The sequence below is a fragment of the Mesorhizobium sp. WSM4884 genome, assembly GCF_029625675.1.
GTDB lineage: Bacteria > Pseudomonadota > Alphaproteobacteria > Rhizobiales > Rhizobiaceae > Mesorhizobium.
Genome location: NZ_JARTVO010000006.1, coordinates 1 through 11,945, shown reverse-complemented (window position 1 = coordinate 11,945; position 11,945 = coordinate 1). Strand labels below are relative to the sequence as shown.

At 60.5% G+C, this 11,945-nt stretch carries 9 protein-coding genes and 1 pseudogene; 5 read left to right on the top strand and 5 right to left on the bottom strand.

The genetic code is table 11. The annotated features are described in order from the left end of the window. Positions 1 to 72: 72 nt before the first annotated feature. The 3 genes and pseudogenes from P9236_RS30855 to P9236_RS11205 all read left to right on the top strand — a co-directional run. A pseudogene (locus tag P9236_RS30855) lies at positions 73 to 159 on the top strand (short-chain dehydrogenase); the annotation flags it as partial. Positions 160 to 278: 119 nt separating this feature from the next. Then, positions 279 to 1,061 (top strand): SDR family NAD(P)-dependent oxidoreductase, encoded by a 783-nt coding sequence (locus tag P9236_RS11210; RefSeq protein WP_278074688.1) that lies wholly within the window; start codon positions 279 to 281, stop codon positions 1,059 to 1,061. A gap of 83 nt (positions 1,062 to 1,144) precedes the next feature. Then, positions 1,145 to 2,227: a tartrate dehydrogenase gene (locus P9236_RS11205; RefSeq protein WP_278074687.1), complete on the top strand. Its 1,083-nt coding sequence runs from the start codon at positions 1,145 to 1,147 to the stop codon at positions 2,225 to 2,227. Between the two features lie 1,199 nt (positions 2,228 to 3,426). Here the strand turns inward: P9236_RS11205 and P9236_RS11200 are convergent. The 5 genes from P9236_RS11200 to iolD form a co-directional block, all read right to left on the bottom strand. Further along, positions 3,427 to 4,176, bottom strand: a complete 750-nt coding sequence (locus tag P9236_RS11200; protein WP_278074686.1) for a glucose 1-dehydrogenase — start codon at positions 4,174 to 4,176, stop codon at positions 3,427 to 3,429. A gap of 88 nt (positions 4,177 to 4,264) precedes the next feature. Next, positions 4,265 to 5,269: a substrate-binding domain-containing protein gene (locus P9236_RS11195; protein WP_278074685.1), complete on the bottom strand. Its 1,005-nt coding sequence runs from the start codon at positions 5,267 to 5,269 to the stop codon at positions 4,265 to 4,267. Positions 5,270 to 5,319: 50 nt separating this feature from the next. Then, complete coding sequence (locus P9236_RS11190; RefSeq protein ID WP_278074684.1) at positions 5,320 to 6,381, bottom strand: ABC transporter permease; 1,062 nt, start codon at positions 6,379 to 6,381, stop codon at positions 5,320 to 5,322. A gap of 55 nt (positions 6,382 to 6,436) precedes the next feature. Beyond that, positions 6,437 to 7,177 carry an ATP-binding cassette domain-containing protein gene (locus P9236_RS11185; protein ID WP_278074683.1) on the bottom strand — a complete coding sequence of 247 codons (741 nt, stop codon included), beginning with the start codon at positions 7,175 to 7,177 and terminating at the stop codon, positions 6,437 to 6,439. 382 nt (positions 7,178 to 7,559) lie between these two features. Further along, positions 7,560 to 9,401: a 3D-(3,5/4)-trihydroxycyclohexane-1,2-dione acylhydrolase (decyclizing) gene (iolD, locus tag P9236_RS11180; RefSeq protein WP_278074682.1), complete on the bottom strand. Its 1,842-nt coding sequence runs from the start codon at positions 9,399 to 9,401 to the stop codon at positions 7,560 to 7,562. A gap of 196 nt (positions 9,402 to 9,597) precedes the next feature. Between iolD and P9236_RS11175 the strand changes: the two genes are divergently transcribed. Both P9236_RS11175 and P9236_RS11170 read left to right on the top strand, forming a co-directional pair. Continuing rightward, positions 9,598 to 10,473 carry a MurR/RpiR family transcriptional regulator gene (locus P9236_RS11175; RefSeq protein ID WP_278074681.1) on the top strand — a complete coding sequence of 292 codons (876 nt, stop codon included), beginning with the start codon at positions 9,598 to 9,600 and terminating at the stop codon, positions 10,471 to 10,473. Between the two features lie 382 nt (positions 10,474 to 10,855). Next, positions 10,856 to 11,797: a sugar ABC transporter substrate-binding protein gene (locus P9236_RS11170; protein ID WP_278074680.1), complete on the top strand. Its 942-nt coding sequence runs from the start codon at positions 10,856 to 10,858 to the stop codon at positions 11,795 to 11,797. Positions 11,798 to 11,945 lie beyond the last annotated feature (148 nt).

Sequence of the window (11,945 nt, the reverse complement as noted above, 5' to 3'; positions counted from 1 at the left end):
TCAGAAACTTCGATCGGCGGCTATTGCTGGACGTCCCAGGTCGAGTTTCCTTCAGGGGCTGTTCGCTGCAGGGCAGGTGACATAGCCGAGAACCGTCCGCCCCTGTCGCGCTGGCACCCCGACTTTACCGATGCCTTCAAGGAATGGCTGAATTCCTGAGTGCCGCGAGCCATGCCGCAGATGCATGGGAATATCCGAGCTTGGCATTCCACAAGACGTGCGGTGTCGCGTAAGCAACGCGTGACGGTCCTGCTTCGGTGGCCGCGTGAGAATGCAGCATGGGTGTTTTTGATCGGCTTCGGCTTGATGGCAAGCGCGTCTTCATCACGGGCGGCAGTCGGGGGCTGGGGCGTGAAATGGCCCTCGGGCTTGCCGAAGCTGGCGCCGACATTACTATGGTCGGCCGCACAGTGGAAAGTCTGGACAAGACCGCGGCCGACATCCGCGCGCTGGGCCGCAAGGTCGCGACTATCGTTGCGGATATGAGCGATCCTTCCACTTGCGAAGCCGCCTGCCTTGAGGCAGTGGCCGCGCAGGGTAGCTTTGACATCCTTGTGAATAATATCGGCGGGCGGCGGATGAACATGCCTCTCGAGGATATGCCGTTAGACCAGTGGAAGGCGCTGGTCGACCTGAACCTCACCTCGACCTTCCTGTGCTGCAAGCATATCGGCGGCGCGATGATCCGGCGGGGCCAGGGCGGGCGCGTGATCAACCTTGCCTCGATAAACGCCATGGTCGCGGGCCGCAACATCCAGGGCCGGCATTACGAGACGGCAAAGGCCGGGGTGCTGATGCTGACCCGAAGCCTTGCAGTGGATTGGGCCCGGCACGGAATCACTGTCAACGTGATCTGCCCCGGCATCTTCGGAACCGAGCCGAACAAGCTTTGGGCACAGAAGAATCCGGAAATCATCGAAGCCTATATGCAGACCATACCGATGGGCAAGTTGGGAGATCCCGAAGACCTCGGCGCACTGTCGGTTTATCTGGCCAGCGACGCCGCTCGCTACATGACTGGGGCGGCGTTGGTGATCGACGGCGGTTATGTGTGCCTTTAGATTAGGTGCACTTGGCGCATTGGCCTCAGGCGGCCAGAAGATCGAGCGCGAGGGCCGCCCATCTTATGCCAAGGAGATTGACAGTGCGCGAATATTCGATCGCCGCAATTCCTGCAGACGGAATTGGGCCAGAGGTCATTGATGCCGGCATCACCGTGCTTGAGGTGCTGGCCGAGCAGCGCGGCGACCTGAAGCTGGAATTCAGCCACTTCGATTGGGGATCGGATTATTATAAGCGCAATGGCGTCATGATGCCGGCCGACGGGCTGGAACGGCTCAAGAAATTCGACGCCATCTTTTTTGGCGCCGTCGGCGCGGTCGACGTACCCGACCATATCACCCTTTGGGGACTGAGGCTGCAGATCTGTCAGGGTTTCGATCAATACGCCAATGTGCGACCGACCAAGATCCTGCCTGGCATCGCTTCTCCGTTGCGCGACGTCCGGATCGGCGACCTCGACTGGGTGATCGTGCGCGAGAATTCAGAGGGTGAGTATTCAGGCGCCGGCGGGCGGGTGCATCGCGGCCTGCGCGAAGAAGTCGGCATGGACGTGTCCGTCTTCACGCGCGTCGGCGTGGAACGCATCATTCGCTACGCCTTCCGATTGGCGCAATCCCGGCCGCGCAAGCTCTTGACTGTCGTCACCAAATCGAACGCGCAGCGCCACGGCATGGTGATGTGGGACGAGATCGCCGAGAATGTCTCGCACGAATTTCCTGACGTGGCCTGGGACAAGACGCTGGTGGACGCCATGACGGTGCGCATGGTGCTGAAGCCGCAGAGCCTCGACACGATCGTGGCGACGAACCTTCATGCCGACGTGCTTTCAGATCTCGCAGGCGCGTTGGCGGGCAGCCTTGGCGTTGCGCCTACGGCCAACATCGATCCCGAAAGGCGTTTCCCGTCCATGTTCGAGCCGATTCACGGCTCGGCATTCGATATCGTCGGCAAAGGCATTGCCAATCCGGTTGCCACATTCTGGACCGCGGTGCAGATGCTCAGCCACCTGGGCGAGCAGGAGGCTGCAGATCAGCTGATGCGCGCCATTGAGCGCGCCGGCGAAGCCGGCATCATGACGCCCGATATCGGCGGCAATGCAACCACGCGTCAAGTCACCGAGGCGGTCAGTAATGCCATACGAGGGCGCAACGTTTTGACGGGCTGACGTTGCTCTCCTGTTCGCCGGCGGGCCGGCTAGTGCAACTGGCGAAGCGGCAGGGCGATGCCGGGCCCGCTTCAGTGCTCCGGCATTTGTCGCGCTGGAGGCTCGCCCCCGGCCCTCGGCATCGTAATCTCGCCTCGGCCGTCGATCAGCGATCTGCTGCCGGCTGTCCTATATGCGCGACTATCAGTTTCGTCCTGCAGCAGCTTCGCCACCTTGGTGAACCAAACCGGTCGCGCGTTCTCGTCTCCGGCCTTGACCCTTCAACGCGCAAACAGCCCGATATGGGCGAGTTGGCCAGAAAACCGAGCCACAGGGGAAAGCTTTTGATTTTGGCCTCCCGAAAAAAACAATGAAATCAAGCCCTTCAACAGTCCTCCGGACCCAAGAAATCACCAACTTGGTGTGGTTGGCATCGCCGAATCGAAACGATCAGTGATTGCGGTGTCGGGTGATTGCGGGTCCTCGCAACCAACGTACTTGCAGTGCCGCATGCGTCGTTTTTGCAGCGGGAGAGGGGACGCACCTCAATCTGTCTCCTTGTTGTTCGGTTCGCCAGACCATACGAGACGATACGAAGGATATGGGTTGGCTAACCATCCGCTGAACCATTGATTTTTTCTGTTGGAGTCTCATACCCTCAGCGATAAAAAAATCGTTACAGATCAACATCTTACACGCCGTTCGCCAAAGCTGATTCAAGAATCTGGTTCAGCCGCTCGCCGACCAATGGCAGCTTTGCGCCAAATGTCGGACATTCCACTTGCTGCCGCCGTCCTCCAAAGCGGACATGCGTGGTGCTATCATAGGGATCTACTGAGTGAAGTGCGTCTATTCGCACAATTTGCTCAGGTCAGAGATGTCGCTGTCACAGGTGCTGTGAAGCCGCCGACTGCGGCGGTGCCTGAGAACTTCTCGATCTCGACAAGCACGGACTGCCCGGAGGAGCCTTGCCCGAGGTTAGAGGTACCCTCGTCTCGCGTGAGCATATTCGGGTTCCCATGCAGATTGAGCGAGCCTGGCACACCATATCTTTCAGGGTGACACCGTGCTGACTAGGTGCCTGTTCCTGCGCGAGACGCTGAGTGGGCTGCAATTCGGCAGGCGTTGCCCCCGTGATTGCCTCCGGTTTCGGCGCGGCTGTGGCGTCGAAGCCGCCAGTGCCTTCCGGAATAGGGCTCTGACGGGCTGCGGTTCGCAGGTCAGAGGGAAACCGACAGACCGCCGTCAACCGCCAGCACATGGCCGTTGACGTAACCGGCAGCGTTGGAGGCGAGAAACACCACGGCTCCGCCGAGTTCCTCAGGCTGGGCCCAGCGGCCCGCAGGGGTTCGTGCCTCGACCCATTTGGTGAACGTCTCGTCGTTGATAAGCGCGGTATTGAGCTCGGTGGCGAAATAGCCGGGGGCGATCGCGTTGATGGTGATGCCGTGACGGCCCATTTCGGCGGCGGCGGAGCGCGTCAGCCCATGCAGGCCCGCCTTTGCCGCCACATAGGCGTGAATGGTGGGACGGCCAAGGATCGCCGCAACCGATCCAGTGTTTATGATGCGCCCGAATTTGTTTGGCAGCATCAGGCGCACTGCATCACGCATCATGCGAAAGCAGGCCGAAAGATTGACGGCAATCACACGGTCGAAATCCTCGTCCTCCCATTCGACCAAAGGCCTGCGATGCTGGATGCCGGCGTTGTTGATCAGAATATCGAGACGACCGCGGCGTTCGACGATTCCTTGGAGCGCCGCCGTCGAGGTCGCCGCGTCGGCAACGTCGAACGGCAGGGCTTCGGCCCCGATCCTTTCCGCCACCGCGGAGAGGGCGTCCACGCCGCGGGCGTTGACGATTACCGTCGCACCGTTTTCCGCAAGTGCCTTAGCCATGGCGAAGCCGAGGCCGCGCGAAGCACCTGTGACCAATGCGACACGGCCCTTGAGCGAGAACAATTCCGACATTGAAGCCCCTGGAGCGAGATGAGAATGCTTCAATCTAACCGCATCTCGCTCCAACGAAAGGGCGGAAGTTTCCTCCCGCCCAAAAGCGCTATTTGGCGACGCAGGTATCCGCCGTCTCCGGAGTGCAGACGTCGAGGCCGGTGTAGGTCGGGTCAGCCGGCGGAGCCTTGCCGTCCTTCATCTCCTTCAATGCCATCATCGTCTTGTAGCCCATTTCGAACGGCCGCTGGCCGACTTGGCCAAGGGAGAGCCCTTCCTTCATCTGATCGATCTGCACGGGAAGCGTGTCGGCAACGACAAGGGCCAGGGCCTTCGAGGCGATCTTGTCCTTGTACGGGGCTACCGCAGCGCGGTTGGCGTCTGGGATGAACTGCGGGAAGCCACCGGTTGGGATGAATGCGTCGAGGTTCGGGTTTTTCCCCATGATGTCCTCGAACTGCTGCACCGAAAGCGGGAAATCATCGTTGGTGTAGAGCGGACAGCCTTCGATTTCAGTCCAGCCATTCTGGCCCGTCAGCCGGTCCCCGGGCGAGGCTGCCGATTTGGTGCCCGAAAGCGTATCGCGAATGCCCTGCATGCGCTCATTGTGGTTGGCCGCCGCCGCGCCGCCCGACTGGATGCAGATCGTGCCGCCTTTGGGCTTGATCTGCATGGCAAGCTTGGCAAGGTTCACGCCGATCTCATAATTGTGGGTGCCGATATAGGCGGCGCGAAGATCCTTGTTCTCGGGCAGGAGGTCGGAATCCCAGGTGAGGACCGGGATGCCGGCTTCCTTGGCAGCCTGCAGCGCGACTGCCATCGCCGCGGCGTTCGATGGCGACACGGCGATGCCGTCCACCTTCTTGGCAACGAGGTCCTGCACGATCTGTACCTGCTCCTCGCCGCCGCCATGCTCGCCGGGGCCAATATACATGCACTCCAAGGCCCCATTCGATTCGGCTTCGGCTTTCTTGCAGCCATCGCGTGCCTGGTCGAAGAAAGGATTATTCATGTTCTTAGGGACCAGGGCGAAGGTGTATTTCGCCTGGGCACCGGAAACGGCGAGCACCATTGCGCCAAGCGCTACGGCCGCCGTCAGCAGATGTTTTTTCATGGGACGTTCTCCTCCTGGTGTGATCCCGCAGGCCTCCCGCCGGCGGGTTTCTAGCGGCTTCCTTTGGGCATCAAGGCTGCCAGCGACGCTGCGAGCATCGATCTGCCGCCGGTTTGCATGCCCAAAAGAACCGCAAGAACGATGAAGGCGCCCACGAAGGCACCCTGCCAATTTGAATCGATACCGGCCATCAGCAGTGCATTCCTGATCACCTCGAGGAAGGCCGAACCGATAATCGCGCCGAACGCCGTGCCGGCGCCGCCCATGAGGCTGGCTCCGCCAATGACTGTCGCGGCGATCACGCGCAGCTCATAGCCTTGGCCCATGGCGTTGATGGCCGAGCCGTTGTAGCCAAGCAGCAGCAGCGAGGCGAGTGAGGCGGTGAAAGCCGAGAAGAGATAGGCCTGGAATTTGATCCAGTCGACCGGCACGCCGGTAAGCCGGGCAGCCTCCTCATTGCCGCCGATGGCGAAGAGATGCCGGGCCCAGGCAGTGAAATTGAACACGAAGCCGACGATCAGGGCCAGAATCACCATGGTCCAAAACTGCGATGACAGTCCCGGTATCCAGTGGGGTGCCCAGTCCTGCGGCCCATGCAGCGGCCATCTCGCCTGACCGATCGCCTTGACGATCGGAGCATCGGGCCCGAACTGGTAGAGCATCTGGTTGGCCGAGAACACGACCGCCAGCGAACGCGCCACGGACAGCATGCCGAGGGTGACCACAAAGGACGGCATTCCGACATAAGCAACAAAGAACCCGTTGACTGCGCCGCAGGCCAGGCCGGAGAAAAGGCCGATGGCGAAGGCGACGTACCAGGGATAGTGCCAGGTCAGGAACAGGCCGGCGACGATGGCCACCAGACCCATGATCGAACCGACCGACAGATCGATGCCACCGGTGATGATCACCACCGTCATGCCGAGCGCCATGAGGCCGAAAGGTGCGAAGTTGCGTGTGACGTTGGCGACGTTTTCGGAGGTGCCGAAGCTCGGCTCCATGGCCGTCATCAACATGACGAGAGCAATGAGCGCGATCGTCACCCAGAATGGCTGACTTGAAACCACATGCTGCAGCGCCGTCTTTTCCTTGGTCGGGACGAAGTCCGACATGGCCGGCCGGCCGGTTTCCCCGAGCGACTCCTTGACACTAACCGACTGCCGAGCACTATTCGCCACGGATGGCCCCCGTTATCAGTCCGGTGATTTCCTCGGGCGAGGTGTTGTCGACCTGCTTGTCGGCAACCTTTGAACCTCGCCTCAGCACGATGATACGATCTGCGACGGCGAAAACGTCAGGCATGCGGTGACTGATCAACATGACGCCGACCCCTTGCGCCTTGAGGCGTCGGATCAATTCGAGCACTTCCGCCACCTGGCGTACGGAGATGGCGGCGGTCGGTTCGTCCATCAACACCAGCTTGGCGTTCGAAAGCCGGGTTCGCGCGATGGCTACCGCCTGGCGCTGCCCACCCGACATCTTCCTGACCAGGTCGCGCGGCCGGGTTTCCGATTTGAGTTCCTCGAACAGCGCTGCCGAGCGGTCGATCATCGCCTGCTTGTTGAGCACCCTGATCGGCCAGAAGCCCTTCTTGATCTCGCGGCCAAGAAAGACGTTCTGCGCGGCCGTCAGATTATCGGCGAGCGCCAGGTCCTGATAGACGACTTCGATTCCCTTGGCACGCGCTTGGACGGGTTTGTGGAAATGACAAACCTCGCCGTCCACGACGATTTCGCCGTCGTTCGGCGGGAAGTTCCCGGCCACCGTCTTGACTATCGTCGACTTGCCGGCGCCATTGTCCCCCATGAGACCCACGACTTCGCCCCGCTCTACCTGGAAGCTGACGTCGGTCAGGGCCTGGATGGCTCCAAAGTTCTTGGAAACGTGGCGAACTTCAAGCACCGGCATCGCGGTCCTCCCGGACGACATTTGCCAACCTTGTCCCGGACTTATGCAAGACAGCTAATCAGCGAAACGCATTCAACACAATCATTATTAGATCAGGATTTTCGGGGCGTGGTGCAGGGATGCGACTTGCGGCGCAATAGGATCTTTGATGTCGCTGGCTATGCTCTGCTTTGTGTGCAACGAACGGACTTCGGGCGTGGACAGGCCAGCATGCGGTTGAGGTCGATTTCCCAGCGCCGTTCTCGCCCACGAGGGCAAGAATTTCTCCACGATCGACGGACAAGCTGAGATCCTCGAGAAAGGGATTCAGCCCATACGTCTTTGCGACATCGCGCAACTCGACAAACGCCGACATGAATTTGACCCTTGGATTGCGATGAAGTCACACTCCTACGCGCTGCTTCTTGCGAGCTTGAGCTTGTTCCGCGTGCGCTTCCCGCACCTGCGGCCGGGCGCTAACCTCGGGCACACCCACATCCCACCAGGCATCGCCGGGTGTCCAGCTGAACCCATCGGACACCAGCGTGATAACCGTTGTCCGGTCTGTTCCCAAGGCCCAATCGACGGCCTGCGCGAGGTCCGCGAGGCTATCGACGCGCCGGGTGAGGGCGCCCATTGACTCGGCATGCTTTGCAAAATCGACGCTGAACGGCTCCTTGACGCGGCAGTCCTTGATCAGGTTGTTAAAGGACGCCGCGCCTTTGGCATTCTGCAGGCGATTGATCACCGCATATCCGCCATTGTCGCAGACGATGACGATCATCTTGTGGCCGGACAGGACGGTCGAATAGATGTCCGAGTTCATCATCATGTAGGTGCCATCGCCGACCATCACGATCGGCGTTCTCGTCGGGTCGGCCATGGCGGCACCCCAACCCGCGGCGATCTCGTAACCCATACACGAGAAGCCGAATTCACAGTCGAACGTATTAGGCGACTTGACGCGCCAGTTCTTCATGACCTCGCCCGGCAGACCGCCCGCGGCCGTGATGACCAGGTCCCGCTCGCCAGCGCGTGCATTCACAATGCCGATGACCTGGGCGTAGCTGGGGACGGGCTGATTGGTCGGCTGCTGGTACCCGTCCAGCGCTTTGTTCCACTTGGCGAACTCGGCACGGCCTTTCTCGGTCCATTCCTTTGGCGCCTGCCACTCCTCCAGCGCCGCTGCCAACTCTTTGAGCGAGGCCAAGGCATCGCCAACCACTGCCAGGGCTCGATGCTTGGTGGCGTCCCAGCGGGCCGCATTAATGGAAATGAACTTGGCATCTTTCGCGAACGCGCTCCAGGAACCCGTGGTGAAATCCATCAGGCGCGTGCCCACGGCAACGATCACGTCCGCCGAGGCGGCCAGTGCGTTGGCAGAGGTCGAGCCGACAATGCCAATAGGCCCGACATAGGCCGGATGATTGTGGCTGACCGTACTTTTGCCGGCGATCGTCTCACACAACGGAATACCGTGGATGAGGGCAAGGTCGGCCAATACCTGCTCGGCGCCTGAGTAGCGCGTTCCGCCGCCGGAAATTATAAGCGGGCGCTTGGCTTCTTTCAGCAACTCCACCGCTTCTGCGAGCCGCTCGGCGTCGGGTCGCGGCCGCGGAATCGCGTGCACCGTCTCGGCGAAGAATTCCTCTGGGTATTCCCAAGCCATCTCCTGGACATCCTGCGGCAGTGCGATGAATGCCGGACCGCAATCGGCCGGATCCAGCATGGTGGCGACTGCCTGGGGGAGGGAGGAGATTATGCCTTCGGGATGGACGATGCGGTCCCAATAACGGGTCACCGCCTTGAAGGCGTCGTTGACGTTGATGGTCGGATTGCCGAAGTGTTCGACCTGCTGCATGACTGGGTCAGGGCGGCGATTGATGAAAGTATCGCCGGAAAGCAGCAAGACCGGCAGACGGTTCGAATGGGCGACACCCGCGGCGGTGACCATGTTGAGGGCGCCGGGGCCGATCGAGGTCGCAGCCACCATGATCTGCCGGCGACGCTTGGCTTTGGCGAAACCGATTGCCGCGAGAGCCATCGACTGCTCGTTCTGTCCGCGCCATGTAGGCAACCGATCCTGGACCGCTTCCAGCGCTTCCGATAGGCAGGTCACATTGCCGTGTCCGAAGATAGCGAAGACGCCCGGAAAGAGCGGAACTCGCTCCCCGTCGACGATCGTGAACTGATTGCAAAGATAGCGGACCAGGGCTTGCGCCATGGTCAGACGGACCACTGACATTTGACTCCTCCGGGCATCGCGGCAACTCATGCCGAATGACGAATTCAATTCCTATTGCAGAATTTACTTTTTTGCAAGTGTCATTGCAGAAGAAGTAGCGCAGACCTCGGATCGTCGGCTTTCGAGGTGGAATTCTCCGCTGGTAAACCAAGCGCAAACAAGCCATCATGCAACGAAAATTGCAAGGATGTCGGTCGTGGAAGAGAAAGTCAAAGCCCCAAAGGACTACGAGGAACTCATCCGCGTGATCCACGATCGGTATGAGCAAATGAGCAAGTCATACCAGAAGATAGCCTTGTATCTCACGCAGAACCCGAATGATGTCGCGGTGCGATCCGTGAACGCGATCGCGGAAAGCAGCGGCGTTCATGCATCGAGCTTCGTGCGTTTTGGCCAGGCATTGGGGTATGAGGGGTTCAAAGATCTTCAAACCCTTTTCCAGAAGCGATTGTCCACCGCGGCGCCCGGCTTTGAAGCGCGCGTGAAGGCGCTGGAGACGGAACTCGGGGCGCGAACCGACCGCAGCGAGTTCGGTCTGATGCGCGATCTGGTCGTTCGTGACATAGCCTCGCTGCAGGAGATGCTCACGGCTATCCCGCCGGAAGATTTGGCCGAAGCCGTCAACCTGCTGGAAAAGGCCGACGTCATCTATCTGATCGGGCAATTGCGCTCGGCGCCAGTGGTCGAACTCCTGCGGTACATACTGACGATGTTGGGCAAGCGATGCACATTGCTGGACCCTGGCGGCGGGCTCGCCACGCATATGGCTCGCGTGATCCGCCCACAGGATGTGCTTTTCGCGGTGTCGTTTCGCTTCTATGCAAATGAGGTCGTGAATGTCGTGGAAGAGGCTGCCAGCAGGGGCGTCCCCATCGTGGCGATTTCGGACAGCACCTTGTCGCCGCTGGCCAAGAGCGCACGCGTGCTTTTTGCGGTGCCCGAGCACGAATACACATTTTCAAGATCGCTTGCGGCCCCGATGTGCCTTGCGCAGGCGCTAACCGTAGCGCTGGCAGCGCGCTTGCAGAACAACGGCATTGACCCGCGCATCCCGATAGTGACAGGGCAATAGCTCTCCTGCTTCGCAGGTTGGCTTTCAGTCCTCTTCTTGCCTCTCGCCATGGCAGAGATACGGGCGGCGGCAGCATAGTCCGATTGCAGGCAGGCAAACGTTCGGTCTGCCCCGCAATGAATTTTGCAATTCGGGTCTGTTCATCAAAAAAATTGAAAGCGAATTGACTCATCGGCTGTTGCAGAATATCGATGCTCTGCAATTATCGTTGCGGATCGATTTAAGGAGGATCGCTGGTTCAGTGCGGCCAATCCTTTTCATTGCCATCCAATCTCGGGATGGTGGCTTCAGGAACCGGAACGAGAGGCGGAGAGATTCCCCGGGCAAATCGGGGATTCCGGTTCAATGGGTGCAGCCGGACACCAAGTGGAGGAGAAATAAAATGAAGAAACTGCTTTTGGGCGTCGCGCTATCGGCGCTGATGTGTTCATCCGCCTTCGCCGCCAAGATCGGCGTTTCGATGGCGCGGTTCGACGACAACTTCCTGACCGTGCTGCGCAACGGCATGATCGCGCAGGCCAAGGGCATGAGCGGCGTCGAGCTGCAGGTCGAGGACGCGCAGAATGATGTCGCCAAGCAGCTCGATCAGATCAAGAACTTCGCCGCCTCGGGCGTCGACGCCATCATCGTCAATCCCGTCGACACCTCGGCCACCCAGGCGATGTCGGACGCGGCCGCCGCGGCCAAGATCCCGCTGGTCTATGTCAACCGCCAGCCGATCAATGTCGACACGCTGCCCGACAACCAGGCCTTCGTCGCCTCGAACGAGGCCGAGTCCGGCACGCTCGAGACCAAGGAAGCCTGCCGCCTGCTCAAGGAAGCCGGCAAGAAGGAAGTCAATGTCTACGTGATCATGGGCGAGCTCTCGAACCAGGCCGCGGTGCAGCGCACCAGGGACATCGAGGAAGTCATCGCCACGCCTGACTGCAGCTTCATCAAGATCATCGACAAGCAGACCTCGAACTGGCAGCGCGACGAGGCGCAGAACCTGATGACCAACTGGCTGTCGTCCGGCAAGGCCTTCGACGGCGTCATCGCCAACAACGACGAAAGCGCCATCGGCGCCATCCAGGCGATGAAGGCCGCCAACATCGACATGAAGTCGGTCGTGGTCGGCGGCGTCGACGCCACCCAGGACGCGCTGGCAGCCATGCAGGCGGGCGATCTCGACGTCACCGTCTTCCAGGATGCGGCCGGCCAGGGCGCCGGCGCGCTCGACGCGGCGCTGAAGCTTTCCAAGGGCGAGAAGGTGGACAAGAAGGTCTACATCCCGTTCCAGCTCGTGACGCCGGCGAACATCGACAAGTTCTTGAAGAAGAACTGAGACGCGCGCCTCGATACGGGGCGGCGCGTCCAATCGGAACAAGCGCGCCGCTCCCTTCCTTCTCCCGCCCTACCGGGCGGGAGGACGGGCGCGGTCATTCGGAGGAAGAAGACGTGTCACAGACATCGCATGGCATTGGCGGGCTGAG

Excerpts from the sequence above, each read along its gene's own strand:
- P9236_RS11170 (WP_278074680.1), top strand. The coding sequence starts at position 10,856 with ATGAAGAAACTGCTTTTGGGCGTCGCGCTATCGGCGCTGATGTGTTCA.
- P9236_RS11210 (WP_278074688.1), top strand. The coding sequence starts at position 279 with ATGGGTGTTTTTGATCGGCTTCGGCTTGATGGCAAGCGCGTCTTCATC.
- iolD (WP_278074682.1), bottom strand. The coding sequence starts at position 9,401 with ATGTCAGTGGTCCGTCTGACCATGGCGCAAGCCCTGGTCCGCTATCTT.
- P9236_RS11200 (WP_278074686.1), bottom strand. The coding sequence starts at position 4,176 with ATGTCGGAATTGTTCTCGCTCAAGGGCCGTGTCGCATTGGTCACAGGT.
- P9236_RS11190 (WP_278074684.1), bottom strand. The coding sequence starts at position 6,381 with ATGTCGGACTTCGTCCCGACCAAGGAAAAGACGGCGCTGCAGCATGTG.
- P9236_RS11195 (WP_278074685.1), bottom strand. The coding sequence starts at position 5,269 with ATGAAAAAACATCTGCTGACGGCGGCCGTAGCGCTTGGCGCAATGGTG.
- P9236_RS11185 (WP_278074683.1), bottom strand. The coding sequence starts at position 7,177 with ATGCCGGTGCTTGAAGTTCGCCACGTTTCCAAGAACTTTGGAGCCATC.